Origin of the sequence: Pseudomonas sp. LFM046, from assembly GCF_000949385.2 — a bacterium.
In the GTDB taxonomy this organism is placed as follows: Bacteria; Pseudomonadota; Gammaproteobacteria; order Pseudomonadales; family Pseudomonadaceae; genus Metapseudomonas.
In genome coordinates, this window is record NZ_JYKO02000001.1 from 2,463,615 (window position 1) to 2,484,609 (window position 20,995).

A 20,995-nucleotide genomic window follows, 5' to 3' on the forward strand; every position below is an offset into this window, starting at 1 on the left:
GCTGTAGGCTCTGCGCCGGGCATGCACGCAGGTGCGCATCGCCTACTCAGCCACGGTGGCTGGCGATATAGTGCGTGCCCACCCGTCATGCCCACCGAGTAGTGCAACTCGGCACGGCTTTGCGAACGTTCCGAATGTGCGACTGGAAGGACCCCCGACAATGCATCCGAAGAACCTCGATGGAGCCACCGATGAATCACTGCTGCTCGCGGAGCTGAAGCGCTTGTTGAAGGATCGCAATATCCGCTATTGCGATATCGCCGAGCAGTTGAACGTGAGCGAGACGACCATCAAGCGCAAGTTGACCGGGCATGGTCTGAGCGTCGCGATGCTGGAGTCGGTGTGTGCCATTGCAGGCGTCCGCCTCATCGATCTTGCCGAGCTGGCGGCGCGGCGCAGCGATAGCAAGATTCACGCATTGAGCGTCGAGCAGGAGCAGGGGCTGGCCGATGCCCCGTTCACGGCGTTCATCTTCCTGCTGTTGCGCTATGACTGGACACCCCGGGAGATCCAGCAGGAATTCGGCCTGGACGAGCCGGGCACCTTCCTTCACTTGCGGCGACTCGAAAAACTCCGTTTGCTCGACCTGTTTCCCGGCAACCGCGTCCGTCTGCTGACGGTGCGGCATCCGGAGTGGATTCCGGGAGGCCCGTTGCGACGGGCCGTTCACGACGCGATGCGCCGGCATTTTGAAGCGATGGATTTCCACGACCCACAGTCGCTTTGGCAGCTCGAAACCGTCAAGTTGTCGCGCGGATCGATCGACCAGTTGCGCCAGATGATGGCGTCGCTTTCGCAGCGCATGCGAGAACTCGCGACCGACGATCGCTCCCTGCCTGACGGGCAGACGGACTGGTACAGCATGCTGTGCATGGCTCGCCTTACCGATCCGCGAATCTTCTGGACCACGTGACACCGGCCGTGGTGCCGCCATTCGCGCGATGTACCGCAACGCGCCACCGCCAAGTATCACTCCGAGATACTTTATAGAAAGCCAAGCGTTGAACTGTTAGCTCAGGATCTGCTGCTGATACTTTTCCTCAACGACATCGTGTCGATATCCCGAGGACAGGAGAGGCAAAGATGAGAACGAGCGCATTCCCAGTTGGCGCCACCTTGGTTTTTGGCGGTAGCGGTGGCATCGGACAAGGCGTTGCCCTTGAGTTCGCACGCGCTGGAGTACCGGTCGCAGTCGGCTACCGGAGCAAGGCCGATGTGGCACAGCGCGTCGCCGACCAGATCCGGGAAGAGGGCGTCAACGCGAGCACCCACCAAGTCGACGTAACCGATGCCGCCCAGGTCAAGGCAACGCTGGACGCCGCCATTGAAGCTCACGGCCGCGTGCACACCATCGTCTGGGCGGCTGGCCCTTTCGTGAATCAGCTCCATATCAGCGAAATGAGCCGTGACGACTGGAAGCGCGCCATCGATGTCGAAGTCATGGGGTTCTTCAATGCCGCCAAGGCTGCGCTGCCGCACCTGCGCGCCTCGGGGGGCGGATCGTTCGTCACACTGGGCTCCGCCGGCCATTTGCGCTGGCCGGATCGCGACGGCTTGTCAGTCGCGCCGAAGGCCGCGAATGAATCGCTTGTGAAGGGCCTTGCCCGCGAGGAAGGCCGCTTCAACATCCGTGCGAATTCCGTCCTGGTCGGTGTCATCGAGGCCGGCATGTTCCCGCAGCTCCTGGAGCAGGGACAGTTCGACCAGCGGTGGATCGACGAAACGATGCACATGCTTGCACTCAAGCGCTGGGGAAAGCCCGAGGAAATCGGTCGTGCCGCCGTGTTCCTGGCATCCGACAACGCGGCCTACATCACCGGGCAGCAACTGAACGTGTCCGGCGGGTACGGCATCTAGGAGATTCGAGATGACTACATGGCGTAGTTCCGCGACCGGGACTGCGACGCTGGAGCCGCACGTCGTCGACCTGTCGGAAATGGTCGAAAAATTCGCGCTCCAGCAGCTCGCCTGGACCTATTGCCACGCGATCGACCGGGGAGATCTGAAGCTCGTGCGCAGCCTCTACCACGACGACGCGATTGACGATCACGGCCCGATGTTTCGCGGATCGCCCGATGAGTATGTCGCGTGGCTGCCCGGCATGCTCGCCAACTGGGAAGCCACCTCACACGTCATCTCGAACATGCTCTTCCTCATCGATGGGAATCAGGCCGAAGGCGAACTGGTGGTGCTGGCCTACCACCGCACGCCCGCCCCGAATTCGCGTGAGGTCATTGCCCGGGGACGCTACCTCGACCGCTACGAGAAGCGCGAGGGCATCTGGCGCTTTTTGCGGCGCTCGCTCGTACTCGATTCGATGGAGGAGCGCGCCACCCCGATAGGCAGCGGCCCTTCGCTGGATGAGGGCATGGAGAAGGGCAGGGCTGATGCGGGAGATGCCTGCTTTACGCGGCTTGCCATGTTTGCTCGGCAGCGGGGCCTGCTCGACGAGCATCGCCGGTAGTGCTGCCTTATCCGTGCTGAAGCTGCCCTCTCTCCTGGTAAGAGCCCTTGCCAAAAATGGCCGACTTCTCAGTCGGCCATTTGGATTGGATAGGTCATCGGACGTTAAAGCCTGTCTACGTCTACCACCGCCTGCGCAAATGCCTGCGGTGCTTCCTGGGGAAGATTGTGGCCGATGCCACCGGTGAGGGTTCGGTGCGCGTATTTACCGGTGAACTTGCCGGCGTAGGCGCTGGGCGGCACATGGAATGCCCCATTGGCATCGCCCTCCAGGGTGATGCTGGGAACGGTTATGGGCGGGGCTGAAACAAGTTTCCGCTCAAGGTCGTCGTATTTCGCTTCACCCTCGGCCAGGCCTTGCCGCCAGCGATAGTTGTGGATGGTGATGGCGACGTGGTCGGGATTGTCGAAGGCCTTGGCGCTGCGTTCGAACGTCGCGTCATCGAAGTTCCACTTGGGAGAGGCCTGCTTCCAGATCAACTTGGCAAACTCGTGCGTGTACTTCGCATAGCCGGCGCGGCCGCGTTCCGTTGCGAAGTAGAACTGGTACCACCACAGAAGCTCGCCCTCCGGAGTCAGCGGCTTCTTGCCGGCCTCCTGATTACCGATCAGGTAGCCGCTCACCGATACCAATCCCTTGCAACGCTCCGGCCACAGCACTGCAATGATGTCGGCGGTGCGTGCTCCCCAATCGAAAGCCGCAAGGATAGCCTTCTGAATCTTGAGCGCATCCATCAGGGCAATGATGTCGGATGCCACCGCGGTGGGTTGAGCATTGCGCATGGTCTGATCGGACAGGAAGCGCGTCGACCCATAGCCACGCAGATAGGGGACTATCACTCGGAACCCCTGAGACGCCAGCAGTGGCGCGACATCGACAAAGCTGTGGATGTCGTATGGCCAGCCGTGTAGCAGCAGGACCGGTGGCCCATCGGGCGGTCCTGCCTCGGCGTAGCCGACGTTGAGAAGCCCTGCGTCGATCTGCTTGATCGAGGCAAAAGATGTATGGGCGCCCGGCTTGACCGGCGGTAGCGACGCCGCTTCCGGCTGGCTGGTTTGAGCGCTTGCAGCTCGCGGCATCTCGAACTGTGCCGCTACTACAGCCAGTGCCGCCATACGCATGAAATCACGCCGATGCGAATCAAATGCCTCTGACATTTTCTTCTCCCGAATCATTTCGGCCAGGGGGCGATTACCCGCACGTGGAATCAATGAACAAGAGTAGGTTGGCGATCAGGGGGCCGCGAGCCCGCTGAAGAGAAACGCTTCGTTGGGCTTCGCTCTGCCACAACCTACGGAGCTGCATGGGGGCGAGTCCGTAGGATGGGTAGAGCGAAGCGAAACCCATGCGGAGCGAGGACGATGCGTTTCGTGGCTCAACCCGCCCTACGGGTCACCCACATATCAGGCCTGCATCGCCCCGCCATGCACATCCATCGCCGCCTGGCGCAGGGCCTCGGAGCGGGTCGGGTGGGGGTGGCAGATGAGGGCGATGTCTTCGGCCGAGGCGGAGAACTCCATGGCCACGCAGTATTCGCCGATCATCTCGCTGACGCTCGGGCCCACCATGTGCACGCCCAGGACTTCGTCGGTGCGTTCATCTGCCAGCACTTTCACGAAGCCTTCGGTCTCGTGGTTGATCTTGGCGCGGCTGTTGGCGGTGAAGGGGAACTTGCCGACCCGGTAGGGCCGCCCTTCGGCCTTCAGCTGTTCTTCGCTCTTGCCCACGGTGGCCACTTCCGGGCGGGTGTAGATCACGTTGGGAATGACGTTGTAGTTCACCTCGGCGGCCTGCCCGGCGATGCGCTCGATGCAGACGATGGCCTCGTCTTCGGCCTTGTGGGCGAGCATCGGGCCGGAGGTGACGTCGCCGATGACGTAGACGCCCGGCGCGCTGGTCTGGTGGCGTTCGTTGGCGAGCATGCCGCGGGTGTCGGTGGCCAGGCCCACGGTCTCCAGGCCAAGGCCTTCGGTGTAGGGGCGGCGGCCGATGGCCACCAGCACGTAGTCGGCCTTGAGGGTTTCCGCGAGCCCCCCGGCGGCAGGCTCGATGGACAGCTCCACGCCGCTCTTGCTGGCCTTGGCGCTGGTGACCTTGGAGCTGAGCTTGAAGTGCATGCCTTGTTTGGTCAGGGCGCGCTGCAGGGTTTTGCCGGTTTCGTCGTCGAGACCAGGGCAGATGCGGCCGAGGTATTCCACCACCGTCACCTGGGCACCCAGGCGGCGCCAGACCGAACCCAGTTCCAGGCCGATCACCCCGGCGCCGATTACCACCAGGTGCTTGGGTACTTCCGGCAGGGACAGGGCTCCGGTGGAGTCGAGGATGCGTTTGTTGTCGATGGTCACGCCGGGCAGGGGAGTGGGCTCGGACCCGGTGGCGATGACGATGTTGAGGGTCTCCAGGGTCTGTTGCTGGCCATCGGCGGCGGTCACCACCACCTTGCCGGCCCCGTCGATGCGGCCCCAGCCCTTGACCCATTCCACCTTGTTCTTGCGGAAGAGGAACTCGATGCCCTTGGTGAGGGCGGTCACGCTCTCGGCCTTCTGCTTCATCATCTGCGCCAGGTCGAGGGTCGGCTGGACCTGGATGCCGAGGGTGGCGAACTCCTTGCCGGCGGCGGCTTCATAGAGTTCGGAAGCGTGGAGCAGCGCCTTGGAGGGCATGCAGCCGACGTTCAGGCAGGTGCCGCCCAGGGTTTCGCGGCCTTCGACGCAGGCCACTTTCATCCCCAGCTGGCCGGCCTTGATCGCCGCGTTGTAGCCGCCCGGGCCGCCGCCTATCACCACTACGTCATATGCGCTCATGGGATCTACCTCGGTTGAATAGTCGTAAGGGGAATGGTGAAGCCTAGTGGACAACCACCAGCCTTCCAGCCCGGCAACATCCTGCTGGGATTATGTGCGTAATACCATTGCGCTGGCGTCCACCCCCTGAGGCGGCGTCAAACCGAGGGGTTACCAGTCCAGGCGCAGGTTGCTTTCGAATTGACGGTGTTCGCCGCTGATGGGGTCATCGAAGGCGAGACTGCGGGCCAGCAGCTTGAGCGGGCGCTGGTAGTCGTCCGGTCCGCCCTTGTCGGTCAGGTCGGGGTAGAAACCGTCGTTGCAGATGGGCGCGCCCAGGGCGGCGAGGTGTACGCGCAACTGGTGCTGCTTGCCGGTGATGGGGTAGAGGTCGTAACGCCAGAGGTCGCCGTTACGCTCCAGCACGTCGAGCCGGGTGCGGGTATTGGGCTCGCCGTCCACTTCCTGCATGCGGAAGAAGGGCTCGCCCTTGCCCAGGCGAGTTTCCCGCAGCAGCGGGAATGCCAGGCCGGGCAAGGCCGGGGCGATGGCTTCGTAGCGCTTGTGGATCTCCCGGTCACGGAACAGCGCGTGGTAGAGGTTGCGGCTGGCCGGATTGGCGGAGAACAGCACCAGGCCAGCTGTGTGGCGGTCGATGCGGTGCAGCGGCACCAGGTGCGGGTTGCCGAGGCGCCGGGTCAGGCGCGCCTGCAGGGTTTCCTCGACGTATTCGCCCGCGGGCATCACGGGCAGGAAGTGGGGTTTGTCGGCCACCACCAGGTGCTCATCGACATGCAGCACGTCCTCCTCGAAAGGAATCGGCTGTTCGTCCTTCACCTCACGGAAGTAATGCACCCGCAGTGCCAGCTGATAAGGGTGCTCCGGGCCGAGCGGCGTGCCCTCGCCATCGGTCACCTTGCCGCTCGCCATGCGCTCGAGCCAGGTCGCGCGAGGAATGGCGGGAAAGCGGTCGCAGAGGCAGTCCAGCACCGTGGACCAGGGGCCCTGGGGAAGGTGGAGGGTGCTGGGGCGGATGCTGGGGGTATGGGACATGGAGTGTTTCGGCGCGTTTCACGAGCGGGGCATTAGGCCGCACACAACTGACCGGAGTCAAAGGCAGAGGATAGAATGCACCGGTCGTGCGCCCGCGGGCAGGAGCCCCGCCGTGATGGCTGAACCATCGCAGGCGCACGCCAGGAAATTTGTTCAGAAGAGGACCTGTGTATGTATTTCAAATCTGTTTCCTTCGGTCTTGCCCTGGCTGGCCTGCTCCTGGCCGGCTGCAGCTCGACTGACAAGCCCGAGGCGCCCACCGCCGCCCCGGCCGCCGAGGAAAGCACCAGCGCCGCCGCGCCTTCCGACACCTGCGACTCTTCCGCCGTAGCGTCCCTGGTGGGCAAGACCGCCAATGTCGCCCTGGTCGAGCAGGCCAAGCGCCAGTCCGGTGCAGAGACCGCGCGCGTGCTGCGTCCTAATCAGCCGATCACCATGGACTACAACTCCCGCCGCCTGAATATCGAGGTAAACGAGACTGACGTCGTCAAACAGTTCACCTGCGGGTGAGGTTGGTTGGATTAGCAAAAAAGGCGCCTTAGGGCGCCTTTCCGGTTTCTAGGGGAACCGCTCTTGTAGGTTGGCGCTGAGCGAAGCGAAGCCCAACACGCGGAGCTGATTCCAGGCTCGTTGGGCCTCGCAGGCTCGGCGCCAACCTACGGTCTGCCTTGCAGTTTCGTAGGGACATAAAAATGACCACGGCGCAGTTGAGGGCCTAGGACTCCTGCTGCGACGTGGTCATCGGGGCCGGTCAGGGCCCCAAGGCTAGAGCTGTTTGAGCATGTCCTCCAGGTGGACGTAATCCATGTGGTGAGCGGCGGCGACGCTGCCGTTGGTCAAGCGCCCCTTGGCCACGTTCAGACCGTGGCGCAGGTGCAGGTCATCTTCCAGGGCCTTGCGCGTGCCCTTCTGCGCGAGGGCGAGAACGAAGGGCAGGGTGGCGTTGTTCAGCGCGAGGGTCGAGGTGCGCGCCACGGCGCCGGGCATGTTGGCCACGCAGTAGTGCACCACGCCGTCCACCAGATAGGTGGGTTCGGCATGGGTGGTGGCCCGCGAGGTTTCCGCGCAGCCGCCCTGGTCGATGGCCACGTCCACCAGCACCGCGCCTTCCTGCATCCGCGCGACCATTTCGGCGGTGACCAGCTTGGGCGCCGCCGCGCCGGGAATCAGCACGCCACCGATCACCAGGTCCGCCGCCAGCACCTGTTCGCGTACCGTGCCGTGGGTGGAGTAGAGGGTGGTGATGCGGTTGCCGTACAGGGAGTCCAGCCGGCGCAGGGCGTCGACATTCTTGTCCAGCACCGTGACATCGGCGCCCAGGCCAACCGCCATGGCCAGCGCATGGGTTCCTACCACGCCGCCGCCCAGGACCACCACTTTGGCCGGTGCTACGCCGGGCACGCCGCCCAGCAGCACGCCACGACCGCCCTTGGCCTTTTCGAGGCAGTTGGCGCCGGCCTGGATGGACATGCGCCCGGCCACTTCCGACATCGGCGCCAGCAGGGGCAGGCGGCCATGGCTGTCGGTGACGGTCTCGTAGGCGATGCAGGTGGCGCCAGAGGCGATCAGTTCGTCGGTCTGGGGCCGGTCAGGCGCCAGGTGCAGATAGGTGAAGAGGGTCTGGTCGGGCCGAAGGCGCGCGCGTTCCTGGGTCAGGGGTTCCTTTACCTTGACGATCAGTTGGGCCTGCTCGAAGACCTCGGCGGCGTTGCCGGCCACCTTGGCACCGGCTGCCTGGTAGTCCTCGTCGGAGAAGCCAATGGCCGCGCCTGCCTTGGTTTCTACCCAGACCTCGTGGCCGAGGCGGGTCAACTCGGCCACTGACAGTGGGGTCAGGCCGACACGGTATTCGTGGTTCTTGATCTCCTTCGGCACTCCGATACGCATGGCGATCTCCAGGGTTCTTGTTGTCCTTTGAACAAGTGTAGAAACCCGGTTGCCGTGCCCCCGCCGAATAGTGACGGGTTTTCAGGGGATCTCCCTGAAAACCCCGGGGAAAACAGGGCGTCGCAGGCAGCTCGTCAGTCTCCTTGGTTCTTTTGCTTCCCGTCGCGCAGACCCGCGAGCAAGTCCACTGGCAACGGGAAGACGATGGTGGTGGTCTTGTCGTTGGCGATGGAACCCAGGGTCTGCATGTACCGCAGCTGCATGGCGCCCTTCTGGCGGCTGAGCATTTCCGCCGCCTGCATCAGCTTTTCAGAGGCCTGGAGTTCGCCCTCGGCGTGGATCACCTTGGCCCGCCGTTCCCGCTCCGCCTCCGCCTGCCGGGCGATGGCGCGGACCATGGATTCGTTGATGTCCACGTGCTTGATCTCGACATTGGAGACTTTGATCCCCCACGCATCGGTCTGGGAGTCCAGGGCCTGCTGGATGTCGACGTTGAGGCGCTCGCGTTCGGCCAGCATCTCGTCCAGTTCGTGTTTGCCGAGCACGGCGCGCAGGGTGGTCTGGGCGAGCTGGCTGGTGGCCATGAGGAAGTTCTCCACCTGGATGATGGCGCGCTGCGGGTCGAGCACCCGGAAGTAGACGACCGCGTTCACCTTCACCGAGACGTTGTCGCGGGAAATCACGTCCTGGGGCGGCACGTCCAGCACCACGGTGCGCAGGTCCACCCGCACCACCTGCTGGATGGCCGGGATGATCAGCACCAGTCCCGGTCCCTTGACCTTCCAGAAGCGCCCGAGCTGGAAGACCACGCCGCGCTCGTATTCGCGGAAGATGCGGATGGCCGATACCGCCAGCACGATCAGCAGAAACAGTAGGGTGGCAAAACTGATCGGAAAGGCCATGTTCAGTCTCCTGTGGGCGGATGCTCATCCGCGGTCACGTCCAGCAACAGTCCATTGCGTGCCAGCACCCGTACGCGCTGGCCGCTCCTCAGGGGGGAATCGCTACGCACCTGCCAGCGCTCGCCCTGCAACTGCACCCAGCCGCTGCAGGGATCGTCCACGGACTGGTCGAGCAGGATGGTCTGGCTGCCTACCAGCCCGGCGTCGCCACTGACCAGCACACGTCGGCGGGCGCCGATGGCCATGGCGAGAATGGCGAAGATCAGCAGCGAACTGGACAGGGCGACGGTGATGATCACCGAGAGGGGAATGCCGAAGCCCGGCACTTCGGTGTCGATCAGGATCACCGCACCGACGATGAAGGCGGCGATGCCACCGAAGCCGATGATGCCGAAGCTGGGCATGAAGGCTTCCGCGGCCATGAAGATGATGCCGAGGAGGATCAGGGCGATGCCCGCGAAGTTCACCGGCAGGAGCTGCAGGGCATAGAGGGCGAGGATCAGGCAGATGCCACCGATCACACCGCCGACGCCGCTACCGGGATTGGAGAATTCGAAGATCAGGCCGTAGACGCCGATCATCATCAGGATCAGCGCCACGCTGGGGTTGGTGATCACCGAAAGGAGCTGCGCACGCCAGTCGGGCTCGCGCTGGATCAAGGGGGCGCTGGCGGTGCTCAGGGTGATGGACTGGCCGGCGATCTCGTAGGTCTTGCCGTCGAGTTTCTTGAGCAGGTCGTGGACGTCCTGGGCCAGGAGGTCCACCACTTTCAGCCGCTGGGCATCCTCTGCCGAGAGGCTGACGGATTCGCGCACCGCGCGTTCGGCCCAGTCGGCGTTGCGCCCGCGCATCTGGGCCAGGCCACGGATGTAGGCGGCCGCGTCGTTGACCTGCTTGCGGGCCAGGGTTTCCTCGTTGCTGGAGCCGCCGGCCTTGTCATCCTTCTTCTCGTCCTTTCCGCCGGTGGGCTTGTCGCCTTCGGGCTGGCCGGGCATTCCGCCGATCTGTACCGGGGTTGCGGCGCCGACGTTCGTGCCGGGTGCCATGGCGGCGATGTGGCTGGCGTAGAGGATGTAGGTGCCGGCACTGGCGGCCCGCGCGCCGCTGGGCGCGACGAAGCTGGCCACCGGAATCGGGCTGGAGAGGATCGCCTTGATGATGCTGCGCATGGAGGTGTCGAGGCCGCCGGGGGTATCGATCTGCACCACCACCAGTTGGGACTTGTCCTCCTCGGCGCGCTCGATACCCCGGGTCAGGTAGTCCGCTGTGGCCGGGCCGATAGGGCCATCGACGGTCAACACGGTGACGCTTCCGGCGGCCAGCAGGACGCCGGGCGAGAGCAGGGCCAGGTACAGGAGCCTGCGCAGCAGCCGGCCGATCATGGGAGCCTCCCGCTACACCGTGTTCACTTACAGCATAGTTGAGGGCCCTTGTCGGGTATTTACGCGGGGGCGTGCAGGTGCAACGGGATATGTGTGGGGGCGTTGCAGTTGGAGGCGTTTTGCAGGGGCGAATTCATTCGCCAAGCAGGCCGAAGGTCTGCCGATTCACGTTGGGGGCTGCTGCGCAGCCCTCAGCGATTGAAATCGCCCCCACACGTTTTGCGCGTCAGAGGGCCGCTCGGAACAGCGGCTTGCAGGCCCTGGCGATCTGCTCGATGTGGCGGTGGTCGGTGCCGCAGCAGCCCCCCATTACATTGATGTGCGGCAGGCGCTGGCGCAGCCGGGCGTACTGGGCGCCCAGTTCTTCAGGATCGCCGCTGTCCAGGGCGACGGCGTCATTCAACTCGGCGTGGCTCTGGCGTGAGGCATTGGCGCGCAGCCCGCGTATGCGCTGCACCCAGCGGCTGCCGGGGGTCAGCACATCCTCGAAGTGGTCGGGGTGGGCGCAGTTGATCATGTAGTAGGCGGGGTAGTGGGCGGTGGCGCTGTCGACCAGTTCGATGGCTTCCTTCAAGCCTTGGCCGGTGGGCAGCCTGCCGTCGGTTTCCAGGGTGAAGGAGATGACCACCGGAATGCGCGCCTCGCGGGCGGCCAGGGCGACGCCGAGGGCTTCTTCCACGTAGTTCATGGTGAGGGCGCTGACCATGTCAGCCGCAGTCTCCGCGAATATCCCGATCTGCTCGCTGTGGTACTGCTGGGCCTGGAACTCGTCCATGGCCTCGTCGGGGTCGTAGCCGTCACCACGCGGGCCGACGCAGCCGCTGATCACCACGGGCGTGCGTCCGCTTTCCACTTCCGAACGCAGCTCCTGCAGCAGGGTGATGGCTTGGCGATTGGCGTCGGCCAGTCCCTGGGGGGTGTAGCCGATGTGGTTGGCCCAGTCGGGATTGGCGCGCCAGGTGGGGCTCTCCAGGACAAGTCCCGTGCCGTAGTGGCTGGCGATTGCGCAGTAGGCGCGGAAGTACTTGCGCAACGCTTCCCTGCCGTCGGGATAGTTGAGCAATACAAAGGCGGCGAAATCGGGGAGGGCAATGCCCTCGTGGAAGACCAGCGAGGTCTCTATGCCGCCATCAGTCAGGAACAGTTCACCCTCCAGTTGCGGTAAGGCGCTGCGATATTGGGCCATGGCCTTGACTCCGTGACCTGTGGACGTTTGCTGTCCGGTCAGGCTTCGGATCGAAAGCGGGGCGGACAGCCAGGCTGGCCTCGGGCGGTTTCCGTAGTGTGTGGGCAGGCCCGCAGGCGGTGCGCCGGGCGGGCGCTGGGCGCCCGGTGCGTACCAAAAAAGGCTAGCACCAGCACGGAGCGCGGCTGAGATGGACTGATGGGTGGGACTTTGGTTGAGGCAGGTATGGATTGTGAGGGGAACCCAATAATGTGGGGGCGAATGAATTCGCCCCCACGCAAAGAGCCGTTGGTTTGCTTCAGGGCCTGGTCGCGTCGCTCGCCCCATTGCGTTCATGGCGATAGGCGCTCACGGCTTCATACACCGCCTTGCGCAGGCGGTTGATGCCGCCGATGGGGCGGTGCTCAGGCAAGCCGTGCCAGGGGTTGAAGGAGAGGTTGTCGCAGGCGACGTTCTGCTCGCGGCTGTCGAAGTCCTGCGCCGGGACCTTGATGGTGGCGATGGTCACGAAGGGCGAGACGGACTCGTCCCATTCGATGCTGGTGTCCTCGATGGGCATGTAGTGCTGGGCATTCTGCTTCTGCACCTGGAAGGCGAAGCAGGCCGGCACGCGGTCGAGGGACAACTGCTGGTAGAGGGCATTGCGCAGGAAGTTGGGCAGTGCGGTGTTCTGCTCGGGCACCTGGTAGGGCGGGCAGCTCTGCGGGTCGGGAATGACGCGGTATTTGATGTTCGCCTGCCCCAGCTTGTACGGCGAGATGGAGCTGTAGGTGGCATCGACCGGGCTGTCCGGTGCCGGGGCCAGGGTCTTGAGGGCGATGATCAGGTGACGGATTTCCCAGGTGCGCGGGTCCCAGCCGGGGAAGAAGGCCCCGATCTGCTCGCCGTTGGACTGGGCGTTGAAGTTCTGTCGGTACTCGGCCACGTCGCGGACGAAGAACACCGGGTGGTTGAACATCACGAAGTCCTGCTCGGCCTGGTGCACCGGGCTTTTCATCAGCTTCTCGCCGGGCACGTCCAGCAGCTTGATGGCCATGCCGCGCGCGTCGCGGGCGCTGTCGAACTGCGGGAAGGCGTTGCCGTTGGAGAGGCGCATCACCGCCTGCCAGGTCTTGCCCGGCTCGGCGAAGACACCGGCGCGCAGGTCGCTGTCGATCTCCGGCAGTACGGTGACTTCGGCTTTCACGCAGCCGTGGGCCTTGGCGTGGGCGTCGCGCTGCACGCGGGTGTTGTCGCGGTGCTGTTCGACGATGCGGACGGCGTCGCTGATGATCGCGCGGGTCTGCGCCGCTTCATCGGCGGGAATCACTTCTTCGGTCGGGACCGGGCCGGAATATTTCCAGCCGTAGTAGGCCTCGCCCACGAGCCAGCCGCCGAGGCCGACCACCAGCAGGATGACGAGTAGCTTGCCGAGTACTCGGCCGAGCCAGAGCCAGAAGCGCTTGAGCATGGGTGCTTGTGTCCTTTATGGGCTTCAGGGGCGGCGAGGGCTCAGCCCTCGCAGGGTGGGCCCGGATTCCAGGGGCGGGCTTCGACTGGGGTGAGCCGGCTTTCCAGTTCGGCATTGCCCAGCACCTTGAGGTATTCGATCAGGGCCAGGCGTTCATCGGGCTGCAGGAAGCGGCCGATCACGCCGTCCTTGCGGCAGCCGTCGCGGAACTCGTGGCCCTGGTTGCCGTTGCCCTTGATGCGGGTGTCCAGCAGGAAGCTGCCGGGGAAGGCCGAGGTCTGGAAACCGACGAACTTCGGGTCGTACTCGAAGCTGCCGACATGGAACTGGGTGGCCCTTTCGGAGGCCGGCGAGAGCAACTGGAACAGCGTGGGGACCGAACCGTTGTGGAGGAAGGGCGGGGTGGCCCAGATGCCATCCAGCGGGCGCGCCTTGTAGCCGCGCTTTTCCTGCACGCCGATGGGCAGGCCGAAACCGTCCATGCGGGCGCGCTCTTCACCGGAAATGCCGGCCTGCTTGTAGGCCTGTTCCGCGACGAAGGAGGTGATGTAGGCCAGGCCCTTGGCGCTGGAGATGCTGCGGAAGTCGACCTGTTCCAGGCTGGCGCCGAACAGCTTCACATCCAGCTTGGCCAGTTGCTCGCGGGTCCAGCCCAGCTTGCTGATGTCGTAGCGATGGTCGGCGATGTTGTCGGCGGTGGTGGAGTCGGTGCCGACGACGTCGACAGGCACGATGCGCATGTGCCACTCGGGATTGCGGCCGGGGGCCATGCGTTTGTCTGCCGGCACCACGTTGGGGGCGTGGCAGTAAGCGCAGTTCTCGACGAAGAGTGCGCGACCCTGGCTGGCGCGGGCCAGGTCGACCTTGCCGAATACCGCCTCCGGCCAGGTGGGCGGGGCGAGCTTCTTCAGGGTTTCTTCCAGGGTATGGAGGTCGCGCACGCGCACGCTGGATTCATAGCGGGCGGTTTCCGGCACCTGGCTGCCATCCGGCTGGTACAGGTGCAGGGTGGCGCCGACGCCCAGGGATTCGCCGATGTTGCGCGCCATGGGCTGCATGGCCGAGCCGTTCCACTGCACCCAGTCGAACTTCCAGATGTCCCAGAGGTGCGGGTAGCTCACCGGGCCATCGGCTACGCGGTAGTTGTCCGGGCTGATGGCATCGCCATAGACGCTGTTGGCGATGCGGCCGAAGGCATCGGTGCGGCCAAAGCCTTCCTCGGTGGGGTAGAGGCCGCGGTGCGTGTCGTTCCACGCCGTGCCCAGCAGGCGGTCGAGCACTTTCTTGAACTCGGCACGCAGCTCCTTTTTCCCTTCGGGGTAGCGCTCGCCCAGTACGGTTTCGGCAAAGCGGCTGAACTTCAGCGGGTTGTAGTAGGTGAAGGCCATGCTCATGCCCAGCGCCTGGCCGAAGCCGCCGCCGCGCAGGGTGGGTACGGTGGAGGCGAGGGAGTGCAGGGCGGCGCCACCGTCGATGCGCACGGCCTGGCCCTGATAGCGCAGCTCGCCGGTATGGCAGGCGGCGCAGCTGATGTCGAGGTAGTGCTCGCCGGTGCTTTCGTCTTCGTGGCGAGTGAGGCCCACCGGCAGGTTGCCGGGGTTCTGCGGCGTGGGTTTCTGCTGTGGGTCCACCAGGAAACCGAAGCGCGCCAGGTATTCCGGGCGGGTGAATCGATCGCGGGAGAAGGGCAGTTCCAGAGCGGTGAACCACTCGTAGCGCAGGCCCTTAACCGTGGTGCCCTGGGGCGTGTAGTAGTAGGTCTGGCGATCCTGCTCGGTCCATTGGCCGAGGTAGTGCAACTGGCTCGCCGGCTGGTAGGTCGGAAGGTTGGGATTGGCGACGTAATAAAGGACGACGGCCAGGCCTGCCAGGATCAGAACAAGCACCAGTTTCAGGACACGACGTAGGGCGTGCATCGGGTACTTCCTTGTAGCTCGGTGAAATTTCCTACCTTATGCCAATCGATGGGGGTGTTGGCAAGGTGCTATTACGCATTCGTCCTAAGAACGCGGATAGAGCACCACGGCGGCGCGCTGCTTGCCCTGGCCGAAACGGCTGATGCGCTCGAATTCGCTGTAGGTCACCGGTACGTGCTGGCAGTCCTGAGGCTGGCGCAACAGGCTGCGTTCGGCGTTGGGGTCGTGGAGATAGACGAAGGCGTGGTCGCAGTCGGTGACCAGCACCCAGTGGGGGGCACGACTGCGGCTACGGCGGTGGCCGTCCACCAGCACCAGGGGCTGGCCGCCGGTTTCCAGCACGTGGCAGAGGTCCAGCTCGTCGCCCAGGTGCTGTTCGACGTCGGTGTTCTGCAGGGCGCTGCAGAAGTCCTCATGGGCCTGGCGGATCACCTCGCGCTTTCCGGCGTTGCGGACCTCGTCGAGGAACAGTGGTCCCTGGTGGCTCAGGTGAAGCCGCACCCGATACCCCCGGCGCCAGGCGGCCAGGGCCAGGCCGTGGGGGCTGCATCCGCCGTGCCCACCGGGCATGTGCACGCTGCTGGCCTCGCGCCAGAGGCGCAGTTCGTCCTGGTCGTTGCCGGGAGAGGCGCCGCCCAGAGCGCCCATGGCCATCATCAGGCAGGCGGGGCCGCAGGTGAATTCGGTGGTCTGGTGGTAGTAGGGCACGTGCCGCTGGCGCGCCTGGGGATGGTGCGCCACGCGCTTCTCCAGGCGCAGGGCTTCCCGGTGATCGGGGAAGAAGTCCGGCAAAAGGCCCAGGCTGGTGTAGCCATTGCGTTCGAACAGCGACACGGCCTCACGGTTGTCCGGGCAGACCTCCAGCCGCAGGTAGGCGCAGTCGTGCTCCCGGGCGCTGGTCTCGGCCGCCTCCAGCAGGCGTTGGCCGATGCCGTTCCCGCGGGCGCGAGGATCGGTGGCGATGGAATGGAGGCGGGCCAGGGTGCTGGCCTGGCGAAACAGCACCAGGGTGTAGCCGAGGATCCGGCCATCTCCCTCCGCCACTGAGAGCCTGGCGTTGGCGCCCAGCACCATCCAGCGGAACTGCTGTCGATTGAGTCGAGGGACTTCGAAGCTGCGGCCTTCGAGTTCCACCAATGCCGACAGGTCGTCGAGCGCGGCGCGACGCAGGAGAAGGTTCATGGCTGGCCCCGCAAGGCAGGGAAGGAGTCGATCGAGTATTGGCCTGGATTGGAACGCTGTCGAGACGCTTCCGGACCTGGCCTGATCGGCTTCGTGTGGAAGAGTAATTGGCGTTATAGAGAATCGTTCCAAAGGCCTGGAAAGTTCTTGCTAGCGTTACAGATAGCTGTCTCAAGCTATTGTTTTTATTGATTTATCAAAATTTTGGCGTCAAGGAATCTGTATCTTGGAAGCCATCTCTTCCGCCCCGCGGCGGCTACTGCTGGTTGATGCGTGCGACCACTGCCGGCGCATCCTGCCGCATCTGGAGGAAGCCGGCTGGTCGGTTTCCAGCCAGTCGCTGGATCAGGCCCAGGCGGCGAGCTATGACATCGGCTTGCTGCGCTTGAGGAACGACCACCTGGAGCGCCCGGAGGGAATCAAGCAGCTGATCAGCCGCAGTGGCACCGAATGGATCGCCCTGATCGACCCTCTGGCCGATCCGTTGTCGGGCGTCGATGAGTTCATTGGCGAGTGGTTCTTCGATGCCCTGACGCTGCCCGTGGATGTGCCCCGGCTGCAGGGGTTGCTGGGGCGCGCCTTCGGTATTGCTCGGCTGCGCGGCATCGGCACCCGCCGGGGTGACCAGCATGAGCTGCTGGGCCAGAGCCGACCGCTGCGGGACCTCCGTAAGCAACTGGCGCGCCTCGGTCCGAGCGACAAGCCGGTGCTCATCTGCGGTGAAAGCGGCAGCGGCAAGGAGCTGGTGGCGCGCACCCTGCACCGCATGTCGCGGCGGGTGGCAGGGCCCTTCGTCAGCTTCAACTGCGGCGTGCTGCCTGAGCCGGAAACCGTGAACCTGCTGTTCGGCCATCAGGGCAAGCTGGCTACGGCCAGTGGCGGCACGTTATTCCTCGATGCCATTCACGAATTACCCCTCGCCCAGCAGGAACGGTTGCTGACCTGCCTGCGATCCCGATCACTGCGCCATGCAGATGGGGAGGTGGTGCCGCTGGACGTGCGGGTGCTGGCGTCGACGCGGGAAGAGATGGGCGAGTTGGTGGAACAGGAGCGCATCCATCCCGGGTTGCTCCATTGGCTGGAGCAGAACCGGCTGTCCATCATGCCGCTGCGCAAACGCCAGGGTGATATCGCGCTGCTGGCGGGCTATTTCGCCGATCTCTACAGCCTGGAAGCCGGGCGCCGGCCCACGCATTTCAGCGAGGAAGCCCTGGCGGCGATGGCGCGTCACCGCTGGCCCGGCAATGTACGGGAGTTGGCCGGCCGGGTAAGGCGCGGCTACGCCCTGGCGGAGAGCGGGCAGATCGAGGCGGATGACCTGGGGCTACAGAGCGCGCCGGTGGACGGTGCCCTGCTGGGCACGCTGGAGGACTACAAGCGGCGGGCTGAGTACCAGGCGCTCTGCGATGCGCTGGCCCATTACAGCAGCAACCTCAGCCATGCGGCCAAGGTGCTGGGGGTGTCACGGCCGACCTTCTACCGGCTGCTGCACAAGCATCAGTTGCTGTAGGGGCGGTGGGGTAGGAGCGAACCCGAAGGCGTTCGCTCCTGGCGGGGGTTACATGCCGTTGGTAAAGGCCGGGTTGCTCATGTCGATGGCAGCGCGCACCGGCTTCAGGGCTTCGGCGTAGCGGGCGAGGATGTCCAGGTCATAATCCATGCGGGCACGGATGCGCTGGTCGTCTTCACCCACGGCGTCGGCGTCGTTCAGCACTTTCTCCACACCACGAATGATCAGGTGCTCCGGCAGGTAGCAGAGGCGGCAGTTCTTGTAGCTGGACGCGCGCAGCTCGCTGATCGGGTAGCCGCCGCCGATACCGGAGGACACCCCCACCAGCAGCCCTGGCTTGTGGGCCAGTTCGGCCTTGCTGGCGTAGATGAAGAAGTTCTTGATGGCCGGGCAGGCCATGCCATTCCACTCGGGGGCGATCACCACCACGGCGTCGGCATCACGCAATTGCTGCTGGTAGCCGGACCAGGGGCCGGTGTCTTCGGCCGGCCACAGGGGCAGCGGGCCCTGGCCGAGGTCGATGATGCTGCAGGAGCTGGGACTGACCTTGTCGAGGTCGATCAGGCGCTGGCGGATGAAGCGGGCAACCTTGCCCGACTGGCTGTTGGCGCGGCTGGAGCCGGCGATCAGGACGATGTTCAGCATCTAGGGGTTCCTTGTTCAGACCGCGGGGGAGGCTAGCTGGCCGATTGCGTGTCGGCAAGGGAGAAGGCGCCAGAGTGAGACACGGATGGCGCCAGGGGGCAGGGCAGGACTGCGTGCTGCTCAGCAGAGGGTGCGATCCCCATCACCTCCGCCGGTGGGTTTCGCTCCGCTCTACCCATCCTACGAAGAGCCATGCCCCCGTCAGCCGGATGGCACGGAGGCGCCGGCGCGAGTCACCCCTCGCCCGCGTGCGGGAGAGGGGTTGGGGGAGAGGGCAGTCGGAGGTCCCTACAGGCGTAGGGTGGGTCACGCTTCACCGACCCACCATCGGCGCTGGGCCGGGCGACGAAGGTGGATGTAAAAAGCGACATCCACCCTACGTCTGGGCGAGGAGCCAGGCGATTCCCCTGCCGTTCCGCGGCTCAGGCGCGGAACTGCTGCATCAGCCCCTGCTGGTGGTTGGCCAGGCGGTTCAGCGCCTGGCTGACCTGCGCCGATTCCTCGGCCTGGCCGGAGAGGGATTCGGTGACGTCGCGGATCGCCGCGACGTTGCGGTTGATCTCCTCGGCCACCGCGCTCTGCTCCTCGGCGGCGCTGGCGATCTGCAGGTTCATGTCGGTGATCACGGTCACCGCGTCGCCGATGCGCTGCAAGGCCGCCACCGCCTGCTCGACCTGCGCGACGCTGCCCTGGGCCTGGCGGTGGCTGCTGTGCATCGAGCCGACCACCTCGCGGGTGCCGTGCTGCAGGCCTTCGATCACCTGGCGGATCTCCTCCACCGAGTCCTGGGTGCGCTTGGCCAGGTTGCGCACCTCGTCGGCGACCACGGCGAAACCGCGCCCGGCCTCGCCGGCGCGGGCCGCCTCGATGGCGGCGTTGAGCGCCAGCAGGTTGGTCTGCTCGGCGATGGCGCGGATCACCTCGAGCACCGAGCCGATCTGCTCGCTGCTGCTGGCCAGGGCCTGCACCTCCTCCATGGCGACGTTCATCTCGCTGGCCAGTTGCTCGATGGCGCTGGTGGTGCGGCCGATCACGCCGAGGCCCTCGCGGGTCGCCTGGTCGGCGCCCCGGGCGGCGTCGGCGGCCTGCGCGGCGCTGCGCGCGACGTCCTGGGCGGTGGCGCTCATCTCGTGGGAGGCGGTGGCCACCTGGTCGACTTCGCGGTACTGCTGCTGCATGCCGGCGCTGGTCTGGCTGGCGATGGCGGCGGACTGGTCGGCGGTGCTGCGGGCGTCCTGCACCGAACGTTTGACGTCGGCGATGATCGGCTGGAGCTTGTCGAGGAAGCGGTTGAACCAGCCGGCCAGCTCGCCCAGTTCGTCCTGACGGGCGTAGTCGAGGCGGCGGGTGAGGTCGCCCTCGCCGCTGGCGATGTCGCGGAGCATGGCGGCGACGCCCTGGATCGGCCGGGTCACGCCGCGGGCGGTGAGCCACACCAGCAGCAGGCCGGCGATGGCGGCGGCAAGGCCGATCAGCAGGCCAACAAAGTTTGCGGTGTGGTTCTGCTGGTCAAGCTTGGCGTCCAGTTCCAGGGCTGGGGCGAGCAGCACCTTCTCGGGGACTTCCAGCAGCACGCTCCAGGGCGCCGCAGTGGGAATCGGCTTGAAGGGCTCCATGACCCGCAGCATGCCGTTGTGGTCCATTTCCGCTGCCTTGCCGGCCTGGAGGTTGGCGGACAGTTCCCCGGCGTCCTCGCCGAAGGCTTTGTCCAGCTTGGCGCTGAGCAGGCCGGCGTCGCGGCTGTGGCCGGCGAGCAGGCCGGCGGGGCTGAGAATGCTGACGTGGCCATTGCCGTCGTACAGCTCGCGGTTACCGGACATGCTGAGCTGCTGCAGGCGTTCCAGGCTGATATCCAGACCCATGACACCCACGGCCTTGCCGTTGAGTTGCAGCGGGAAGGCGATGCTGGTCATCAGGGTCTTCTTGCCGCCGACAGTGTCGAAGTACGGGTCCAGTACGCAGGCCTGGCCGGTCTTCATCGGGCAGGTGTACCACGCGTTGTAGGGGGCGCCGCTGGGGCCGATGCTGCTGTCGGCCAGCAGCGATTCGGTCATGGATTCGGATTCCAGCTTGCCGGGGGAGGGTTGCGACCAATAGAGGGAGAAACGGCCCTTGTCGTTGCTGCCCAGTTCCGCCTGGCCGGCGAAGAGTTCGTCCTTGCCGTCCAGGGCGTTGGGCTCGAAGACCAGGTAGAGGCCCAGGATTTCCGGGTTGGCTTCCAGGCTGGTGCGGACCTGGCGGGTCAAGTCCTCGCGCAGGTCGAAGGCATCGAGGAAGCGTTTTTCCGCCTGTTCCTTGAGGAACAGGACCTGACGGGAGAAGCCCTTGCCGTACTGGTAGTTGTCCATGAAGTAGCGCTGGATGCGGATGGCCTGCAGCTCCGCCCGGGCTTGCAGGCGCAGGCGCGCGCTCTGGTCGAGCATCTGGCTGCTGTCGGCTTTCACCAACTCGGCACTGCGCTTGGCCTGATACAGGGACGATCCGATCAGCAGGGTCACGATGGCCAACAGGCAGAGGCCGGCCAGCAGGGTGATCTTCCACTGGATGGACAGGCGATTGAACGGCATTGGGGCTTCCTTCTCTCTCGTCGGTACTTCATTCGTTGTCGGCGCGGGCGGCAATTCCTTGACGCGAG

General features: G+C 65.2%; 17 protein-coding genes. 5 read left to right on the forward strand and 12 right to left on the reverse strand.

What is annotated here, in order from left to right; all coding sequences use genetic code 11:
* Positions 1 to 160 precede the first annotated feature (160 nt).
* The 3 genes from TQ98_RS11410 (at position 161) to TQ98_RS11420 (ending at position 2,464) form a co-directional block, all read left to right on the forward strand.
* Positions 161 to 913: a helix-turn-helix domain-containing protein gene (locus tag TQ98_RS11410; RefSeq protein WP_044872955.1), complete on the forward strand. Its 753-nt coding sequence runs from the start codon at positions 161 to 163 to the stop codon at positions 911 to 913.
* A 170-nt stretch (positions 914 to 1,083) separates the two neighbouring features.
* Complete coding sequence (locus tag TQ98_RS11415; protein ID WP_044872956.1) at positions 1,084 to 1,857, forward strand: SDR family oxidoreductase; 774 nt, start codon at positions 1,084 to 1,086, stop codon at positions 1,855 to 1,857.
* A gap of 10 nt (positions 1,858 to 1,867) precedes the next feature.
* A complete protein-coding gene (locus TQ98_RS11420) occupies positions 1,868 to 2,464 on the forward strand; it encodes a nuclear transport factor 2 family protein (RefSeq protein WP_052659215.1) in 597 nt (198 codons plus the stop codon).
* Positions 2,465 to 2,568: 104 nt separating this feature from the next.
* Here the strand turns inward: TQ98_RS11420 and TQ98_RS11425 are convergent, their stop codons facing one another.
* The 3 genes from TQ98_RS11425 to TQ98_RS11435 form a co-directional block, all read right to left on the reverse strand.
* Positions 2,569 to 3,585 carry an alpha/beta hydrolase gene (locus TQ98_RS11425; protein ID WP_242443195.1) on the reverse strand — a complete coding sequence of 339 codons (1,017 nt, stop codon included), beginning with the start codon at positions 3,583 to 3,585 and terminating at the stop codon, positions 2,569 to 2,571.
* A gap of 282 nt (positions 3,586 to 3,867) precedes the next feature.
* A complete protein-coding gene (gene lpdA, locus TQ98_RS11430) occupies positions 3,868 to 5,268 on the reverse strand; it encodes a dihydrolipoyl dehydrogenase (RefSeq protein ID WP_103102942.1) in 1,401 nt (466 codons plus the stop codon).
* Positions 5,269 to 5,418: 150 nt separating this feature from the next.
* Positions 5,419 to 6,300: a pseudouridine synthase gene (locus TQ98_RS11435; protein ID WP_044872960.1), complete on the reverse strand. Its 882-nt coding sequence runs from the start codon at positions 6,298 to 6,300 to the stop codon at positions 5,419 to 5,421.
* Positions 6,301 to 6,471: 171 nt separating this feature from the next.
* Between TQ98_RS11435 and TQ98_RS11440 the strand changes: the two genes are divergently transcribed.
* Complete coding sequence (locus TQ98_RS11440; RefSeq protein WP_044872961.1) at positions 6,472 to 6,810, forward strand: I78 family peptidase inhibitor; 339 nt, start codon at positions 6,472 to 6,474, stop codon at positions 6,808 to 6,810.
* 255 nt (positions 6,811 to 7,065) lie between these two features.
* Here TQ98_RS11440 and ald read toward each other — a convergent pair whose 3' ends face one another.
* The 7 genes from ald to TQ98_RS11475 all read right to left on the reverse strand — a co-directional run bounded on the left by ald (position 7,066) and on the right by TQ98_RS11475 (position 16,205).
* Positions 7,066 to 8,187, reverse strand: coding sequence for an alanine dehydrogenase (gene ald / locus TQ98_RS11445; protein ID WP_044872962.1), 1,122 nt, complete (start codon positions 8,185 to 8,187; stop codon positions 7,066 to 7,068).
* 134 nt (positions 8,188 to 8,321) lie between these two features.
* On the reverse strand, positions 8,322 to 9,089 hold the full coding sequence (locus tag TQ98_RS11450; protein WP_044872963.1) for a slipin family protein: 768 nt from the start codon (positions 9,087 to 9,089) through the stop codon (positions 8,322 to 8,324).
* 2 nt (positions 9,090 to 9,091) lie between these two features.
* Positions 9,092 to 10,471 carry a nodulation protein NfeD gene (locus tag TQ98_RS11455; protein ID WP_103102943.1) on the reverse strand — a complete coding sequence of 460 codons (1,380 nt, stop codon included), beginning with the start codon at positions 10,469 to 10,471 and terminating at the stop codon, positions 9,092 to 9,094.
* A 226-nt stretch (positions 10,472 to 10,697) separates the two neighbouring features.
* Positions 10,698 to 11,657, reverse strand: a complete 960-nt coding sequence (locus TQ98_RS11460; RefSeq protein ID WP_044872966.1) for a homocysteine S-methyltransferase family protein — start codon at positions 11,655 to 11,657, stop codon at positions 10,698 to 10,700.
* Between the two features lie 298 nt (positions 11,658 to 11,955).
* On the reverse strand, positions 11,956 to 13,107 hold the full coding sequence (locus TQ98_RS11465; RefSeq protein ID WP_044872967.1) for a catalase family protein: 1,152 nt from the start codon (positions 13,105 to 13,107) through the stop codon (positions 11,956 to 11,958).
* 41 nt (positions 13,108 to 13,148) lie between these two features.
* A complete protein-coding gene (locus tag TQ98_RS11470) occupies positions 13,149 to 15,023 on the reverse strand; it encodes a di-heme-cytochrome C peroxidase (RefSeq protein ID WP_044872968.1) in 1,875 nt (624 codons plus the stop codon).
* 84 nt (positions 15,024 to 15,107) lie between these two features.
* Positions 15,108 to 16,205 (reverse strand): peptidase C39 family protein, encoded by a 1,098-nt coding sequence (locus TQ98_RS11475; RefSeq protein ID WP_044872969.1) that lies wholly within the window; start codon positions 16,203 to 16,205, stop codon positions 15,108 to 15,110.
* 223 nt (positions 16,206 to 16,428) lie between these two features.
* Between TQ98_RS11475 and TQ98_RS11480 the strand changes: the two genes are divergently transcribed.
* The gene (locus TQ98_RS11480; protein ID WP_044872970.1) at positions 16,429 to 17,715 is read left to right on the forward strand and encodes a sigma-54 dependent transcriptional regulator; all 1,287 of its coding nucleotides are present in this window, start codon (positions 16,429 to 16,431) and stop codon (positions 17,713 to 17,715) included.
* 48 nt (positions 17,716 to 17,763) lie between these two features.
* Here TQ98_RS11480 and TQ98_RS11485 read toward each other — a convergent pair whose 3' ends face one another.
* Both TQ98_RS11485 and TQ98_RS11490 read right to left on the reverse strand, forming a co-directional pair.
* Positions 17,764 to 18,360: an NAD(P)H-dependent oxidoreductase gene (locus TQ98_RS11485; RefSeq protein WP_044872971.1), complete on the reverse strand. Its 597-nt coding sequence runs from the start codon at positions 18,358 to 18,360 to the stop codon at positions 17,764 to 17,766.
* A gap of 422 nt (positions 18,361 to 18,782) precedes the next feature.
* Positions 18,783 to 20,927 carry a methyl-accepting chemotaxis protein gene (locus tag TQ98_RS11490; protein WP_103102945.1) on the reverse strand — a complete coding sequence of 715 codons (2,145 nt, stop codon included), beginning with the start codon at positions 20,925 to 20,927 and terminating at the stop codon, positions 18,783 to 18,785.
* Positions 20,928 to 20,995: the final 68 nt, after the last annotated feature.

Coding starts and splice junctions, on each gene's coding strand:
- TQ98_RS11420 (WP_052659215.1), top strand. CDS start 1,868: ATGACTACATGGCGTAGTTCCGCGACCGGGACTGCGACGCTGGAGCCG.
- TQ98_RS11465 (WP_044872967.1), bottom strand. CDS start 13,107: ATGCTCAAGCGCTTCTGGCTCTGGCTCGGCCGAGTACTCGGCAAGCTA.
- TQ98_RS11425 (WP_242443195.1), bottom strand. CDS start 3,585: ATGCGTATGGCGGCACTGGCTGTAGTAGCGGCACAGTTCGAGATGCCG.
- TQ98_RS11475 (WP_044872969.1), bottom strand. CDS start 16,205: ATGAACCTTCTCCTGCGTCGCGCCGCGCTCGACGACCTGTCGGCATTG.
- TQ98_RS11450 (WP_044872963.1), bottom strand. CDS start 9,089: ATGGCCTTTCCGATCAGTTTTGCCACCCTACTGTTTCTGCTGATCGTG.
- TQ98_RS11455 (WP_103102943.1), bottom strand. CDS start 10,471: ATGATCGGCCGGCTGCTGCGCAGGCTCCTGTACCTGGCCCTGCTCTCG.
- TQ98_RS11470 (WP_044872968.1), bottom strand. CDS start 15,023: ATGCACGCCCTACGTCGTGTCCTGAAACTGGTGCTTGTTCTGATCCTG.
- TQ98_RS11490 (WP_103102945.1), bottom strand. CDS start 20,927: ATGCCGTTCAATCGCCTGTCCATCCAGTGGAAGATCACCCTGCTGGCC.
- TQ98_RS11410 (WP_044872955.1), top strand. CDS start 161: ATGCATCCGAAGAACCTCGATGGAGCCACCGATGAATCACTGCTGCTC.
- TQ98_RS11485 (WP_044872971.1), bottom strand. CDS start 18,360: ATGCTGAACATCGTCCTGATCGCCGGCTCCAGCCGCGCCAACAGCCAG.
- TQ98_RS11460 (WP_044872966.1), bottom strand. CDS start 11,657: ATGGCCCAATATCGCAGCGCCTTACCGCAACTGGAGGGTGAACTGTTC.
- lpdA (WP_103102942.1), bottom strand. CDS start 5,268: ATGAGCGCATATGACGTAGTGGTGATAGGCGGCGGCCCGGGCGGCTAC.
- TQ98_RS11415 (WP_044872956.1), top strand. CDS start 1,084: ATGAGAACGAGCGCATTCCCAGTTGGCGCCACCTTGGTTTTTGGCGGT.
- TQ98_RS11435 (WP_044872960.1), bottom strand. CDS start 6,300: ATGTCCCATACCCCCAGCATCCGCCCCAGCACCCTCCACCTTCCCCAG.
- ald (WP_044872962.1), bottom strand. CDS start 8,187: ATGCGTATCGGAGTGCCGAAGGAGATCAAGAACCACGAATACCGTGTC.
- TQ98_RS11440 (WP_044872961.1), top strand. CDS start 6,472: ATGTATTTCAAATCTGTTTCCTTCGGTCTTGCCCTGGCTGGCCTGCTC.